Origin of the sequence: Flavobacterium sp. FlaQc-30, assembly GCF_044005885.1 — a bacterium.
Classification (GTDB): Bacteria; Bacteroidota; Bacteroidia; order Flavobacteriales; family Flavobacteriaceae; genus Flavobacterium.
In genome coordinates this window covers 476,151-490,812 of sequence record NZ_JBIPCO010000001.1, presented here as the reverse complement: position 1 = coordinate 490,812, position 14,662 = coordinate 476,151, and the positions used below count along the sequence as shown (strand labels likewise).

At 33.6% G+C, this 14,662-nt stretch carries 16 protein-coding genes; all 16 read right to left on the bottom strand.

The features are described 5' to 3' along the window. Positions 1-77: 77 nt before the first annotated feature. Positions 78-1,469, bottom strand: coding sequence for an NADH-quinone oxidoreductase subunit N (locus ACHRV0_RS02105; RefSeq protein WP_395439748.1), 1,392 nt, complete (start codon positions 1,467-1,469; stop codon positions 78-80). A 5-nt stretch (positions 1,470-1,474) separates the two neighbouring features. Next, positions 1,475-1,939: a hypothetical protein gene (locus ACHRV0_RS02100; RefSeq protein WP_395439747.1), complete on the bottom strand. Its 465-nt coding sequence runs from the start codon at positions 1,937-1,939 to the stop codon at positions 1,475-1,477. A gap of 10 nt (positions 1,940-1,949) precedes the next feature. Further along, positions 1,950-3,386: a NuoM family protein gene (locus ACHRV0_RS02095; protein ID WP_395439746.1), complete on the bottom strand. Its 1,437-nt coding sequence runs from the start codon at positions 3,384-3,386 to the stop codon at positions 1,950-1,952. A 10-nt stretch (positions 3,387-3,396) separates the two neighbouring features. Next, a complete protein-coding gene (gene nuoL / locus ACHRV0_RS02090; protein WP_395439745.1) occupies positions 3,397-5,280 on the bottom strand; it encodes an NADH-quinone oxidoreductase subunit L in 1,884 nt (627 codons plus the stop codon). Between the two features lie 7 nt (positions 5,281-5,287). Beyond that, positions 5,288-5,608 carry an NADH-quinone oxidoreductase subunit NuoK gene (nuoK, locus tag ACHRV0_RS02085; RefSeq protein ID WP_012023318.1) on the bottom strand — a complete coding sequence of 107 codons (321 nt, stop codon included), beginning with the start codon at positions 5,606-5,608 and terminating at the stop codon, positions 5,288-5,290. After that, entirely contained in the window at positions 5,608-6,147 is a 540-nt protein-coding gene (locus ACHRV0_RS02080) for an NADH-quinone oxidoreductase subunit J (protein WP_089053686.1), read from the bottom strand. Before ACHRV0_RS02080 ends, nuoK begins: the two co-directional genes overlap by 1 nt. Further along, positions 6,147-6,692, bottom strand: coding sequence for an NADH-quinone oxidoreductase subunit I (locus ACHRV0_RS02075; RefSeq protein ID WP_129026023.1), 546 nt, complete (start codon positions 6,690-6,692; stop codon positions 6,147-6,149). Before ACHRV0_RS02075 ends, ACHRV0_RS02080 begins: the two co-directional genes overlap by 1 nt. A gap of 86 nt (positions 6,693-6,778) precedes the next feature. After that, a complete protein-coding gene (gene nuoH, locus ACHRV0_RS02070) occupies positions 6,779-7,831 on the bottom strand; it encodes an NADH-quinone oxidoreductase subunit NuoH (RefSeq protein ID WP_089059745.1) in 1,053 nt (350 codons plus the stop codon). A gap of 3 nt (positions 7,832-7,834) precedes the next feature. Continuing rightward, on the bottom strand, positions 7,835-8,866 hold the full coding sequence (locus tag ACHRV0_RS02065; RefSeq protein ID WP_099717756.1) for a 2Fe-2S iron-sulfur cluster-binding protein: 1,032 nt from the start codon (positions 8,864-8,866) through the stop codon (positions 7,835-7,837). 93 nt (positions 8,867-8,959) lie between these two features. Further along, positions 8,960-10,330 carry an NADH-quinone oxidoreductase subunit NuoF gene (gene nuoF / locus ACHRV0_RS02060; RefSeq protein WP_395439744.1) on the bottom strand — a complete coding sequence of 457 codons (1,371 nt, stop codon included), beginning with the start codon at positions 10,328-10,330 and terminating at the stop codon, positions 8,960-8,962. Position 10,331: 1 nt separating this feature from the next. Further along, on the bottom strand, positions 10,332-10,862 hold the full coding sequence (locus ACHRV0_RS02055; RefSeq protein ID WP_129026019.1) for an NAD(P)H-dependent oxidoreductase subunit E: 531 nt from the start codon (positions 10,860-10,862) through the stop codon (positions 10,332-10,334). 194 nt (positions 10,863-11,056) lie between these two features. Beyond that, complete coding sequence (locus tag ACHRV0_RS02050) at positions 11,057-12,295, bottom strand: NADH-quinone oxidoreductase subunit D (RefSeq protein ID WP_129026017.1); 1,239 nt, start codon at positions 12,293-12,295, stop codon at positions 11,057-11,059. 21 nt (positions 12,296-12,316) lie between these two features. Next, a complete protein-coding gene (locus tag ACHRV0_RS02045) occupies positions 12,317-12,838 on the bottom strand; it encodes an NADH-quinone oxidoreductase subunit C (RefSeq protein ID WP_129026015.1) in 522 nt (173 codons plus the stop codon). Position 12,839: 1 nt separating this feature from the next. After that, positions 12,840-13,388, bottom strand: a complete 549-nt coding sequence (locus ACHRV0_RS02040) for an NADH-quinone oxidoreductase subunit B (protein ID WP_057121621.1) — start codon at positions 13,386-13,388, stop codon at positions 12,840-12,842. A 161-nt stretch (positions 13,389-13,549) separates the two neighbouring features. Beyond that, positions 13,550-13,915, bottom strand: a complete 366-nt coding sequence (locus ACHRV0_RS02035; RefSeq protein ID WP_089053801.1) for an NADH-quinone oxidoreductase subunit A — start codon at positions 13,913-13,915, stop codon at positions 13,550-13,552. 243 nt (positions 13,916-14,158) lie between these two features. Beyond that, on the bottom strand, positions 14,159-14,353 hold the full coding sequence (locus tag ACHRV0_RS02030) for a cold-shock protein (protein WP_007137066.1): 195 nt from the start codon (positions 14,351-14,353) through the stop codon (positions 14,159-14,161). Between the last annotated feature and the right edge of the window lie 309 nt (positions 14,354-14,662).

The window sequence follows — 14,662 nt, the reverse complement described above, 5'->3', positions numbered from 1 at the left end:
TCTTCTATAAAAAGCAGGTAAAAAAAAAGTCCATCAAAAAAAATATTGATGGACTTGTGTTTATTTTGAAGTAAATTTTAATTCAATAAGTCTAAAACTAATGATGGGAATAATCCTAAAACAATATTTAAAACAATTGACACAACTGCAACTGCATAAATAAGAAATGGTTTTCCTGTACGTTTTTCATTTGGTTCTTTAGAATACATTGCCAAAATAAGTTTGAAATAATATCCAACACTTATAATTGAATTAATTACTGCTACAATAACTAAAGCAATATATCCCGCTTGAATGGTTTGATTGAATAAGAATAATTTTGCGAAGAATCCTGAGAAAATTGGAATACCAGCCATAGATAATAGCGAACCAGTTAAGATTGCAGCCAATAATGGATTTGTTTTTCCAAGTCCGTGAAAGTTCGTAATATCTTCGTTATCCTGATTTTTACAAACGTATAAAATAACACTAAAAGCAGCGATTCCCGCTAAAGCATAAGCTGATGTATAATACAATAAAGTACCAGCTGATGTTGCAATAGATAAGAATGTCATTAACATGAAACCTGCATGTGAAATTCCTGAAAATGCCAGCATACGTTTTACATTAACTTGACGTAATGCCATTATGTTTCCAACGGTCATTGACGCAATTGAAATAATTACAATGATGTTTTCAAATGTTCCTAAAAGTTCTTGATTCTCTAAAGATGGAATTAAATTAAGTCCAGCAACTAATTTGTAAAGAGTTGCAATCGCTACAACTTTTGCCAAAGTACTCATTAAAGCCGTTGTTAAAGCTGGAGAACCTTCGTAAACGTCTGGTGCCCAGAAATGAAATGGAACAGCAGCAATTTTAAAAAACATTCCGATAGTCATTAAAACCATTCCGATTGGAAACCAGATTGGAAGCTCAGCAGATAAAGAACTTTCGTGAATTTCTGTAACATCAAATGTTCCCATTGCTCCGTAAATCAAACAAATTCCAAATAAAATAATTCCAGATGCAAAAGATCCCATTAGGAAATATTTCATACCTGCTTCATTACTTTTAATATTCAAACGATCGCTTGCTGCAAGAACATATAATGCGATAGATAAAATTTCGATTCCAAGGAAAAACATAGCTAAGTTTCCAAAAGAAACCATAGCAACGGCTCCAGCTAATAAAAAGATTTTTATAGCAATGAAATCAGAAATTTTCGATTGATGATTTTCGTAAAAATTATGACTTAATGCTACAAGGAAAATAGTCAGAATAATAAATAATGATGAAAAGGCAGTTGAGAATTTATCTACTGCAATCATATTATTGTAATAACTTGCTGTTGATCCAAATTCGTAAAAGTTAAGTGCTAAAACGCCCAATAAACCTACAATGGTAAACGGAACGATGCCTTTTCTAAAATTTAGAATTTCAAACAATAGGCAAAAAATACCCAATCCTGTAATTGCTATTAATGTATTCATTTTTTTTAATTCGTTATTGTTTTAGAAACCATAAGTTGATTGTTTTGAGAAAAAAGCAGAGCAATTTCTTTCAATAAATTTATGACAGTTTCTCCATTTTCTTTTGTATCGATAAAAACACCATATTCTTTTTTCAAACTTGTAAATGTATAAAGATGCATTGCTGGTGCTCCGTCTGATACAATCATTATTTTAAGACCTTTATCGTCTTTTTTTACCTTCAGTTTATTAAGGTCAATTTTTGATACTGGAATATTATGTGTAAAAGTATTTCGAGTATCTAATTTATTATAATCCCAGATGTAAAGTTTTTCAGTATCAACTGTAAAAACGTTATATCGGTAAATGTTGGGATCTTTTGTATTTAAAATTTCGTTTATTTTATCTAATTTAATTTGAACATCTGTTTTATCCTGGGCAGATACTTTGGCTATAATCAGGAACAGTATTATAAATAATTTATTTTTCATAGAGGCTAAATTACTTATTGATAACGTTTAAAATCGTTTCTAAACTTGGTGTAATCAAATCTGTAATTGGTTTTGGATAAAATCCAAAGAAAATTAATACAGCTATAATTGCTACCATCGAAATTCCTTCGTTTACAGAAACATCTGCAAAAGTTCTTGAATTGGTTTCGCCCAACATTACATTTTGAAACATTTTAAGCATATAGTAAGCTCCTAAAATAATCGTTGTTCCGCCTAAAATAGCAAACCAAATATTAATATGAGATAAACTGTATAATACTGTAAATTCTCCAACAAAGTTAAAAGTAGTTGGCAAAGCAACAGAAGCTAAAACCAAAATTAAAAACATTGAAGTGAATTTTGGAGATTGCGTACGGATTCCTCCTAATTCGCTGATCTCTCTAGTTTCAAATCTTCTGTAGATAATTTCTGCAGCAAAAAATAATCCAACTACAACAAAACCGTGAGCGATCATTTGCATAACAGCACCTCTAAAACCATCAAGAGTTAAAGTGTAAGTTCCTGCAGCAATTAATCCAACGTGAGCAAGAGATGAATATGCTAATAATTTCTTTAAATCTTTTTGTCTTAATGCTACGATAGACCCGTAGATAACTCCAGCAATTCCTAAAGCGATAAAGATGTTCATGTATTCTTTTGCTGCTAGAGGTGCAATTGGCAATTGCCAACGAATTACACTGTACAATCCCATTTTTAGCATAATACCAGATAAAAGCATTGTTCCAACAGTTGGCGCTTTTTGGTACACATTTGCCTGCCATGTGTGGAAAGGAATAATTGGAATTTTGATAGCATAAGCTAAGAAGAATGCCAAGAAAATCCAGAATTGCTCACAAGCTGATAATTCTACTTTGTATAAATCTTCGATTAAGAAGCTGCCTGCTTTTTGGTATAAATAGATAAAAGCAGTTAACATGAATAAAGAGCCGGCAAGTGTGTAAATAAAGAATTTAACCACTGCTTTTCTTCTTTCTTCAGCATCGCCATTACCCCAAATAAGAGCAATAAAGTAAATAGGAATAAGAGCTAATTCCCAGAAAATATAGTATAAAAGACCATCTGCTGCCAAGAAAGTTCCTGTCATTGCAAATGCCATGAATAATATTAGAGCATAAAAAGCCTTTGAATTTTTATATTCATTTCCAAAAGAAGAGAATATAATAATTGGAGTCAAAGCTGTAGTCAATAAAAGCATTGCAATTGCTAATCCATCAGCATTTAAAGCGAATGAAATTTTAGGCTGTGTAATCCAAGCATTGATAAGGCTGATATTTTCACCAGCATTAAAATGGTTTAACAATACAACCGAACAGCCTAAAGCTGCCAAACTAAAGAACAAAGCTACTTTTGAAGCGAGTTTGTCACCTGCAAAATAGGTGATAAATGCACCAACTAAAAGAATAATTAATATAAGAGAAACGTTCATAGTTATAAAATTATTGAGCTAAAAATAAATAAGAAACAATTGCGCAAAGACCTAAAACGAAAGCAAAAAGATATAACCCAATACTTCCTGTCTGCAGTTTTTTACCCTGAAAAGCTAATTCATTTGCTATTTTTCCTAATCCGAAAACAAGTGCTGATAAGCCAGTTTCGATATAATCTCTAAAGAATCTTGATAATCCGTTTATAGAGCGAACAAATATCGCATCGTAAGCTTCATCAACATAATATTTGTTGTATAATACTTTTGTTAAACCTGTAATGTTTTCATCAGTTTCAGGAACATTATCTTGTTTAAAGTATTTTACGTAAGCAATTATAATTCCTAATAATCCGCCTAATACAGCAACACCCATTAAAGTGTATTCTGTTGTCCCTAAATGATGTTCTTCGCCAGCTGCTTTTGTGAAAAGAGGAGCTAAATATTCATTTAACCAGCTGTTTCCAGGTAAACTTATTAGTCCGCCAAAAGTCGCTAGAATTGCTAAAATGATCAATGGAATTGTAATTAAAGAACCACTTTCGTGTAAATGATGTTTTTGCTCTTCAGTTCCTCTAAATTCTTTAAAGAAAGTTAAGAACATTAAACGGAACATATAGAAAGCTGTCATGATTGAAGCTACAGATCCAACAACGTATAATGGAATACTGTGGTGGAAAGCTGTCATTAAAATTTCGTCTTTTGAGAAGAAACCTGAGAAAAATGGAACTCCTGAAATCGCTAATGAAGAAATCAACATAGTCCAGAAAGTGATTGGCATTGCTTTACGCAAACCACCCATTTTACGCATATCCTGCTCACCATGTAAACCGTGAATAACAGAACCTGATCCTAAGAATAAACAAGCTTTAAAGAAAGCGTGTGTGATTACGTGAAAAACAGCTACTTCGTAAGCTCCAAATCCTAATGCTAAAAACATTAATCCTAATTGAGAAACAGTTGAGTAAGCTAATACTTTTTTAATATCTGTTTGAACTAAACCAATTGTAGCAGCAACTAATGAAGTTATTGCTCCAATAATGGCAATTACGTTTTGTACATCTGTTGCAAGATCAAAAACAAAGTTTAACCTTGTTACCATAAAAATACCCGCTGTAACCATCGTAGCAGCGTGAATTAATGCAGAAACTGGAGTTGGTCCAGCCATCGCATCTGGTAACCAAGTGTACAATGGAATTTGTGCAGATTTACCACAAGCTCCAATAAACAAGCATAAAGCCGCTAGAGAAAGTAATGGTAAGTTTAAATCTGTTGTTCCAGCGATTGCAGTTTTTAGAGTGGTATAATCTAAAGTAGAGAACATTGAACCAATGATGAACATACCAATTAAAAGACCTAAATCTCCAATTCTATTCATAATGAAAGCTTTCTTTGCTGCATCGTTGTAATCTTGGTTTTTGTGCCAAAATCCGATTAATAAATAAGAGCAAAGTCCAACACCTTCCCAACCAATAAATAATACTAGTAAGTTGCTTCCAATTACAAGAGTAATCATAAAGAATACGAACAGATTTAAATATGCAAAGAATTTGTGCATATTCTCATCGTCATGCATGTAACTGATAGAGTATAAGTGAATCAAAGATCCAATTCCGGTTACGAAAAGCAGCCAAAGAACTGATAATTGATCTAATAAAAATCCAAGATTGATTTTTATATTACTAATTTGAATCCAATCAAATAAAGTAACTTCAATTGCTTTTCCAGTTGAAGTTATTTGATTAAAAAGAACAAGAGTAACTATAAAAGAAACAGCCACGGCAGCAGTCCCGATAAATCCGGAAACTGTTTTTCCTAAGCTTTTCCCAAAGAAAACATTAATTAAAAATCCTAAAAAAGGAGCTAAAACTAAAACTAAAGCTAAATTGGTATCCATTTCTATTTTATCCTTTTAAATTTTTTAAATTATCGATACTAATTGAGCCAATGTTTCTAAAAATCGAAACAAGAATAGCCAATCCTACTGCAACTTCAGCTGCAGCAACTGCCATCGAAAAGAATACAAAAACTTGTCCTTGTGCATCTTGATGATAAGTTGAAAAAGCCACAAATAAAAGGTTTACTGCATTCAACATGATTTCGATAGACATGAAAACGATAATAGAGTTTCGTCTGTACAATACACCAAAAACACCAATACAAAAAAGTACAACACTTAAAAAGATGTAATTTTCAATACCTATTTGATTTAATATATTACCCATTATTTATTTAATTTTTCTTTTTTAGACAATAATACAGTTCCAATCATCGCAACCAAAAGTAAAATCGAAGCAAATTCAAATGGTACCATATATTCGTTCAACAATATTTTACCCAATACTTTGATAGATTGGAAATCTTCTCCAGTTGAATCATATTCACCAACAATAGGTTTAGAGTTAATGAATATTGCAATTAAAACCACGCAAATCAAACAGAAAGAAACAATAGCTCCCAAACGTGTGATTCTTGGTCGGTGAACTTCTCGCTGTTCGTTTAGGTTCATTAACATAATGGTAAACAGGAACAGAATCATAATTGCTCCAGAATAGACTATTATATGTACAATTGCTAAAAATTGTGAGTTCAATAATAAATAATGACCAGCAATAGAGAAGAAACAAATCACTAAGTAAATCGCTGAGTGAATTGGGTTTCTGCTAAAAATGGTTAAAAAAGCAGTAATTACTGTGATAAACGCTAAGAAACAAAATATAATTTGTACAGTTGTTGCGTGCGCAAAATCAGGAATATGTATCATTAGTTAGCGTTATTAAGTTGTGAATTTTTAATAGCCATTTCTAAAGGCATCACTAATTTGTCTTTTCCAAAAATGAAATCTTCTCTTTCATAATTAGCAGGAACTAATACTTTAGAAGTTGTCAAATAGATAGCATCTTTCGGGCAAGCCTCTTCACACAATCCACAAAAAATACAACGAAGCATATTAATCTCATAGATTTCAGCGTATTTTTCTTCTCTGTATAAATGTTTTTCATCTGCTTTACGTTCTGCAGCCTTCATTGTAATGGCTTCCGCAGGACATGATAAAGCACATAATCCACAAGCTGTACAATTTTCGCGGCCTTGCTCATCACGTTTCAGCATATGCTGACCACGATAAACTGGGCTCATTTCACGAACTTCTTCTGGATAGTGAATCGTAATTTTTTTTCTAAAAAGGTGCTTAAGCGTAATAGCAAGACCTTTTACAATCGCCACAAGATACAATCGTTCCAAAAAAGACATCTCTTTATTAGAGACCACTTTTTTTCTACCCGATAATGATATAGTTTCTATTGACATTTCTTAATCTATGATTTATGATTTTCAATTTGAGATCAATCAAATTTTAAATCTATTTTATTTTTATTTGAAGCCAGTTACGGTTCTTAGAATCCTAAAGCTGCTGCGATATCGTGTCTTAAAATAACAGCACCCGTAATCATAATATTAATAATCGAAAGCGGAATTAAAATTCTCCAGCCTAAGTTCATTAATTGGTCATATCTAAATCTTGGAATCGTCCAACGTACCCACATGTAAAAGAATATGAAGAAACATATTTTTACAAATAATACCGCAATTCCTAAAAGATTAGCTGTGTTTACTCCAACATTTTCTACCATCCATTGCATTCCTGGGTAATTGTAACCTCCAAAGAATAAAACAGAAATAATAGTAGCAGAGATAAACATACTTGCATATTCAGCAAATAAATAGAATCCCATTTTCATGGATGAATATTCTGTATGGTAACCTCCAATTAATTCGTTTTCACATTCTGCTAAGTCAAACGGAGTTCTGTTTGTTTCTGCAAATGAACAAATTAAGAAGATTAAGAATGATAATGGTTGATAAAAAACATTCCAGTTCATTCCTGATTGCTGTAATGAAATCTCTCTTAAACTCATTGTTCCTGTCATCATTAATAATGCGATCATTGATAATCCCATTGCAACTTCATAAGAAACCATTTGAGATGCTGCACGAACAGCTCCCATTAATGAGAATTTATTGTTTGAAGCCCATCCACCAATCATGATACCATAAACTCCAACAGAAAGAACTCCAAAAATGTATAATAAAGCAATATTTACATCGGTTGCCTGAAGATAAATATCTCTTCCAAAAAGATGCAGTTTATCTCCCCACGGAATTACAGCACTTGTCATTAAGGCTGTACTCATGGCAATTGCAGGACCTACAACGAATAAAAATTTGTTTGGCGTGTTTGGGAAAAATTCTTCTTTTGAGAATAATTTCATACCATCGGCAAGCGGCTGTAATAAACCTCCCCAACCTGCACGGTTTGGACCAACACGGTCTTGAAGAAAAGCAGCAACTTTACGTTCAGCCCAAGTAGAGTACATTGCCATAATCATTGTTACCGCAAAAACGACAACAATAACAACACTTTTTTCTATAATAAATGCACTTTCCATTTCTTAAACTTTTTTATCATTAGTAGTTAATGGAATTGCTGCCATACTAATTTTTTTACGGTCAATATCTCTACCTAAAAGAATATTCTTCTCTGTGTCGATTTCAACTTTCTCTAATTTTTGAGTGTAGTTATTTTGGTTGATAACAGAATCTTTTTCAAATTCTCTTGGTCCTTCAATAACCCAGTCATTAACGTTTTTGTGATCAAAACGACAGCTGTTGCAAATGAATTCTTCAACTTCATGATACTCGTCTTTACGACCAGTTACACGCTGAATTTCTCCACCAAACATCCAAACTGTAGTTTTACCGCAGCATCCAGGAGTAGTACATTCTCTGTGTGCGTTATAAGGTTTGTTAAACCAAACTCTTGATTTAAAACGGAAAGTTTTGTCTGTTAAAGCTCCAACTGGACAAACGTCAATCATGTTTCCAGAAAACTCGTTGTCGATTGCTTTCGAAATTCCAGTTGAAATATTAGCGTGGTCACCACGGTCTAATACTCCGTGAACTCTGTTGTCTGTTAATTGATCTGCAACTTGTACACATCTTTGGCATAAAATACAACGGTTCATATGCAGTTGAATATTTGGACCAATATCTTCTGGTTCAAACGTTCTTTTTTCTTCAATAAAACGTGATTTTGGATTTCCGTGCTCAAAACTTAAGTTTTGAAGATCACATTCTCCAGCTTGATCACAAATAGGGCAGTCTAATGGGTGATTGATCAATAAAAATTCTGTTACAGATTTACGCGCTTCGGTAACTCTGGCAGAAGATTTACTGTTTACTTCCATTCCGTCCATACATCCTGTTACGCAAGATGCCATTAATTTTGGCATTGGTCTTGGGTCGGCTTCACTACCTTTAGAAACTTCAACTAAACAACAACGACATTTTCCACCGCTGCCTTTTAATTTTGAGTAATAGCACATGGCTGGCGGTACCAAATCTCCACCAATCATACGTGCAGCCTGCAGGATCGTTGTTCCTGGTTCTACGTCTATACTTTGACCGTCTATGGTTACTTTCATCTCTTTATGATTTGAATGTTGAAAGTCGGAATATTGAAAAGAATTGCTGTCCTTTTTAACATTATGAACTTTATAACTTTCTGCTTTTTATTTTTATACGATTACTTTACCGCCTACTAAATGCTTTACTTGCGAAAAAGGTTCAGCAACAAAGTGATCTCTATTTTTAATTTTTTCTGGGAAACGAACGTGATATTCAAATTCATCTCTAAAGTGACGAATCGCTGCTGCTACTGGCCAAGAAGCGGCGTCACCAAGCGGACAAATTGTGTTTCCTTCAATTTTACTTTGAATGCTCCACAATAATTCGATATCTTCTTCACGGCCTTGACCGTTTTCGATTCTCCATAAGATTTTTTCTAACCATCCTGTTCCTTCACGGCAAGGCGTACATTGTCCGCAAGATTCGTGGTGGTAAAAACGTGCAAAATTCCAAGTATTTCTTACCACACAAGCAGTATCGTTGTAAACAATAAATCCTCCAGAACCTAACATAGATCCAGTAGCAAAACCACCATCACTTAAAGATTCGTAAGTCATTAAACGATCTTCGCCATTTGCTGTTTTGAAAATTAATTCAGCTGGTAAAATTGGCACAGAAGAACCTCCTGGTACAAATGCTTTTAACGGACGGCTTGAAGACATTCCTCCTAAATATTCATCAGAATTCATGAATTCGTCAACACTTAAACCTAATTCAATTTCGTAAACTCCAGGATTTTTGATGTGTCCAGAAGCTGAAATTAATTTAGTTCCTGTAGAACGACCAATTCCAATTTTAGCATAATCGTCACCAGAATTGTTTACAATCCACGGCACAGTTGCAATTGTTTCAACATTGTTTACCACTGTTGGGTTTGCCCAAAGTCCAGAAACCGCTGGGAAAGGTGGTTTAATACGAGGATTTCCTCTTTTACCTTCCAATGATTCGATTAATGCTGTTTCTTCTCCACAGATATATGCTCCAGCTCCACAGTGAACGTGAAGTTCAAGATCATAACCTGTTCCTAATATATTTTTTCCTAACCAACCGGCAGCTTTAGCCTCGGCGATTGCTCTTTCTAAGATTTTGAAAACCCACATATATTCTCCACGAATGTAGATGTATGAAAGGTTAGCGCCCAAAGCATAACTTGAAGTGATCATTCCTTCGATCAATAAGTGTGGAATATATTCCATCAAATAACGATCTTTGAAAGTTCCCGGTTCAGATTCGTCGGCGTTGCAAACTAAGTGTCTTGGTTTTCCTGATTTTTTGTCAATAAAGCTCCATTTCATTCCAGCAGGGAAACCCGCGCCGCCACGACCACGAAGACCTGATTTTTTTACTTCTTCCGTAACTTCATCTGGTGTAAGTGTTTTTAAAGCTTTTTCTACAGAAGCGTAACCACCGTTTTGGCGATATACTTCGTAGGTTTTAATTCCAGGAATATTGATTTTATCTAATAATATTTTTTGTGACATCTTATTTATCGTGTAATATTATTTTATCATCTCTACAATCAGCGATTAACTGATCGATTTTATCTTCTGTCAATTTCTCTTTGTAGAAATCGCCTAACTGCATCATTGGAGCGTATCCGCAAGCACCTAAACATTCTACACCAGCAATAGTAAACATTCCGTCTGGAGTAGTTTCGCCCATTTTAATGCCTAATTTTTCAGAAGTATAATCCATTAAATTTTCGGCACCATTTAAACAACAACAAGAAGTCTGGCAAAATTCAAACATGTACTTTCCAATTGGTTTTTGGTTGAACATGGTATAAAAAGTAACCACTTCATAAACCTCAATTGGTTTTATCTGAAGAATCTCGGCAACTTTGTCTTGCAATTCAATGCTAAGCCAGTTGTTATGCGCATCTTGCACTTCGTGCAAAACAGGCAGTAAAGCCGATTTTTGTTTGCCTTCTGGATAATGACTAATCAATTCATTGATACGAGCGATCAATGCCTCAGTCATATTTATTTCTTGTTTGTAATGTTTACGTTCCATTTTTATTTTAGATTTTAGATTTTAGATTTCAGATTTTTCAATCTTTGTCCTTAATCCGTATTCTGCAATCTTTATTAGTTTTTAGATTTTTCAATCTGAATTCTTCAATTCTATGATAAGTCTAGATTTTCAATCTAAATTATTAGATATGCTATTCAGCAATCTAAAATCTAAAATCTTCAATCTAAAATTTTTTACGCGTCTAATTCTCCTGCAATTACGTTTAAACTCGAAAGGATAACAATTGCATCAGAAAGTAATGAACCTTTGATCATTTCAGGATATGCTTGGTAATAAATAAAACAAGGTCTTCTGAAATGTAATCTATATGGAGTTCTGCTTCCGTCTGTAACTAAATAAAAACCTATCTCTCCGTTTCCTCCTTCAACAGGGTGGTAAATTTCTGCAACTGGAACAGGAACTTCTCCCATTACAATTTTAAAGTGATAGATTAAAGATTCCATATTATGATATACATCTTCTTTTGGAGGAAGATAATAATCAGGAACTTCTGCATGGTATTCGTTTCCAGCCGGCATTTTATCCAAAGCTTGACGAATAATGCTTAAACTTTCCCAAACTTCGGCGTTACGAACACAGAAACGATCGTAAGTATCACCTGATTTTCCAACAGGAACATTAAATTCGAAGTCTTCATAAGAAGAGTAAGGCTGCGCAACACGAACATCATAATCAATTCCGGCTGCACGTAAGTTTGGACCTGTAAATCCGTAAGCCATTGCTTGTTCAGCAGAAATTGCACCTACGTTTACGGTTCTGTCAAGGAAAATTCTGTTTCTTTCGAATAAGTTAACAAACTCTTGCCAAGCAACAGGAAAATCTTTTAAGAAAACGTCTAATTTGCGAAAAGCTTCTGGTGACCAGTCTCTTTCGAAACCACCAATTCTTCCCATATTTGTTGTTAAACGAGCTCCACAAATTTCTTCGTAAATCTCATAAACTTTTTCTCTGAATTGAAAAACGTATAAGAAACCAGTATAAGCACCAGTATCTACTCCTAGAATCGAGTTACAAATTAAGTGATCTGTAATACGAGCAAGCTCCATTACAATAACTCTTAAGTATTGTGCTCTTTTAGGAACTTCAATATTTAGTAATTTCTCTAAAGTCATCCACCATCCCATATTGTTAATAGGAGAGGAGCAATAGTTCATACGATCTGTAAGAGGTGTGATTTGATAGAAAGGACGATTCTCAGCAATTTTCTCAAAAGCTCTGTGGATGTAACCAATAGTTGGTTCAGCCTCTAGAATTCTTTCACCATCCATTAATAGGATATTTTGAAAAATACCGTGAGTCGCAGGATGCGTTGGTCCTAAATTCAGTACCGAAAGCTCGCTTCCGTCTTCGTTTAGTTTGTCCTTAATTATTTTAGCATAACGATGCTCTGGTGGTAATAATAGTTCTGACATTTTATAATGTTGAATTATTTTTTAGCAATTTGTTGTTGTTCTTCCAAAGAATCTGTCGTCTTTATCAGTTCTTCCGCTGTCTTCCATTGGGAATTCTTTTCTCATTGGGAAAGACACCATTTCGTCCATATTCAAAATACGTTTCAATTGCGGGTGACCAATAAAATTGATTCCGAAGAAATCGTATGTTTCTCTTTCCATCCAGTTTGAACTCAAGAAAATATTTGAAACGGTTTTGATCTCTGGTTTTTCACCATTCAAGTAAACTTTGATTCTAATACGTTTGTTTTCGTACCAGTTGTGCAAATGATAAACTACCGCAAATTGACGATCTGCATCGTTGTCTGGATAATGAATGCCGCATAAATCTGTTAAGAAGTGAAAACGTAAGTCAGAATCATTTTTCAGGAAAAGGATCAATGCTGTGATTTTTTCAGGAGTTGTTTCTAATGAAAAAATATCTCTTTCTTGTTGAAAGTTAAAAACACTTGTATCAAATGTTTCTGTAAGTTTATCTTGAATCAGGGTATTTTCTAAAGCCATCTTATGAAATGTTATAGGAAGCTAATAATTCTTGGTATTCCGGAGAGCTTCTGCGTCTAACAGATTCGCTTTTTACCAATTCTTGTAATCTCATTACTCCGTCAACGATTTGTTCTGGTCTTGGAGGACATCCTGGAACGTAAACGTCAACCGGGATTACTTTATCAATTCCTTGCAGAACTGAGTATGTGTCGAAAACACCTCCCGATGAAGCACAAGCTCCAACGGCAATTACCCAGCGAGGTTCAGACATTTGTTCGTAAACTTGTCTTAAAATCGGGGCCATTTTTTTTGAAATTGTCCCCATTACTAATAACATATCTGCTTGGCGAGGAGAGAAACTCACACGCTCAGATCCAAATCGTGCTAAATCGTAATGTGAAGCCATCGTTGCCATAAACTCAATTCCGCAGCATGAAGTTGCAAATGGTAAAGGCCAAAGAGAATTCGCGCGTGCCAAACCTACAACATCATTTAGTTTTGTTGCAAAGAAACCTTCACCAACAACACCTTCAGGTGGCGCAACCATATTTACATTTGAATCGCTCATTTTTATTTTAGATTTCTGATCTTAGATTTTAGATTTTTGGAAATCGTAAAAAGTAAAATCAATTTTTTAAATCAGTATTAAATTCAATTGAGTTTAAATTTTAAATTTTAATTTCAGATGCTTAAATCTAAAATCAGAAACCTAAAATCTAAAATCGGGTTTTATTCCCAGTCTAAAGCTTTCTTTTTGATGATGTAGAAAAAACCAACTAAAAGCAATGACATAAAAACAATCATTTTCAGCATTCCTTCAATACCAAGTTCTTTAAAATTTACTGCCCAAGGATAAAGAAAAATTACCTCTACGTCAAACAATACAAACAGGATGGCAACTAGGAAATATTTTACTGAAAAAGGAATACGTGCATTACCAACAGATTCGATCCCGCACTCGAAGTTTTTATCTTTAACTTCAGAGGTTCTTTTTGGGCCTAATTTTCCAGAAATAATGATTGTTCCTACTACAAAACCAACAGCTAGAATGAACTGCATTAAAATAGGAATGTAACTGTATTGATCAGATTGCATAAGCTTAGCTTTTTTACTTAAAGAATAAGCCACAAAGATAACTTTCAATGACGTAAATCACAAACTAAAGGGGGACATAAGTACGCAATGCAACAACGTTTGGGCGTAATTTTTATTGATTATAAATAAGGTCTTAAAATTTTAATATTTTTTTAAGAAATGAGCAAAAAAAAACGTCTCGATGTGTATCGAGACGTTTTTAAAACCATTCAGAGGCAAAAAAAATAAATTGCTATATTTTTCTTAGATTACTGCTACTTTAGCAGCAACTTTCCCTTTTCTTCCTTCTTCTTCTTCATAGCTTACACGGTCACCTTCGCGTAATTCTTCCGCGTTAATTCCTGAAGCGTGAACGAAGATGTCCTTTCCTGTTTCTTCGTCTGTAATGAACCCATAACCTTTAGATTCATTGAAAAATTTTACTGTACCTGTACGCATTGTAATTGTAATAATAATTTATAATAAAGCAAATGTAATATATAAATTCATACAAAAGACATAAGGGTGTTAAATTTTTGTAAAAATTATTGATTTCCAGTGTTTTTACGTGGTTTATTGCATCAAATTTTATATGAAATGCCATAATTTGAGAATCGTTAATTGTAAGAATATAAAAACGAGCCGATTGTAGGAATTTGAAATTTTAAGAATTTTTATTTTTAAGTATGTTTTTTCTCTTTTTTGAAAAGTAAAAAAGAGAAATATTTAGTGGTTTTAATAAAAATTAAAGTCTTATTTTAATAATCT

What these genes read in the sequence shown, in the direction of transcription:
- ACHRV0_RS02055 (WP_129026019.1), bottom strand. Translation starts at nt 10,862, where the DNA reads ATGGAACGTAAACATTACAAACAAGAAATAAATATGACTGAGGCATTG.
- ACHRV0_RS02100 (WP_395439747.1), bottom strand. Translation starts at nt 1,939, where the DNA reads ATGAAAAATAAATTATTTATAATACTGTTCCTGATTATAGCCAAAGTA.
- ACHRV0_RS02105 (WP_395439748.1), bottom strand. Translation starts at nt 1,469, where the DNA reads ATGAATACATTAATAGCAATTACAGGATTGGGTATTTTTTGCCTATTG.
- ACHRV0_RS02050 (WP_129026017.1), bottom strand. Translation starts at nt 12,295, where the DNA reads ATGTCAGAACTATTATTACCACCAGAGCATCGTTATGCTAAAATAATT.
- nuoL (WP_395439745.1), bottom strand. Translation starts at nt 5,280, where the DNA reads ATGGATACCAATTTAGCTTTAGTTTTAGTTTTAGCTCCTTTTTTAGGA.
- ACHRV0_RS02095 (WP_395439746.1), bottom strand. Translation starts at nt 3,386, where the DNA reads ATGAACGTTTCTCTTATATTAATTATTCTTTTAGTTGGTGCATTTATC.
- ACHRV0_RS02040 (WP_057121621.1), bottom strand. Translation starts at nt 13,388, where the DNA reads ATGAGCGATTCAAATGTAAATATGGTTGCGCCACCTGAAGGTGTTGTT.
- ACHRV0_RS02045 (WP_129026015.1), bottom strand. Translation starts at nt 12,838, where the DNA reads ATGGCTTTAGAAAATACCCTGATTCAAGATAAACTTACAGAAACATTT.
- ACHRV0_RS02080 (WP_089053686.1), bottom strand. Translation starts at nt 6,147, where the DNA reads ATGATACATATTCCTGATTTTGCGCACGCAACAACTGTACAAATTATA.
- ACHRV0_RS02065 (WP_099717756.1), bottom strand. Translation starts at nt 8,866, where the DNA reads ATGAAAGTAACCATAGACGGTCAAAGTATAGACGTAGAACCAGGAACA.
- nuoK (WP_012023318.1), bottom strand. Translation starts at nt 5,608, where the DNA reads ATGGGTAATATATTAAATCAAATAGGTATTGAAAATTACATCTTTTTA.
- ACHRV0_RS02035 (WP_089053801.1), bottom strand. Translation starts at nt 13,915, where the DNA reads ATGCAATCTGATCAATACAGTTACATTCCTATTTTAATGCAGTTCATT.
- nuoF (WP_395439744.1), bottom strand. Translation starts at nt 10,330, where the DNA reads ATGTCACAAAAAATATTATTAGATAAAATCAATATTCCTGGAATTAAA.
- ACHRV0_RS02030 (WP_007137066.1), bottom strand. Translation starts at nt 14,353, where the DNA reads ATGCGTACAGGTACAGTAAAATTTTTCAATGAATCTAAAGGTTATGGG.
- ACHRV0_RS02075 (WP_129026023.1), bottom strand. Translation starts at nt 6,692, where the DNA reads ATGTCAATAGAAACTATATCATTATCGGGTAGAAAAAAAGTGGTCTCT.
- nuoH (WP_089059745.1), bottom strand. Translation starts at nt 7,831, where the DNA reads ATGGAAAGTGCATTTATTATAGAAAAAAGTGTTGTTATTGTTGTCGTT.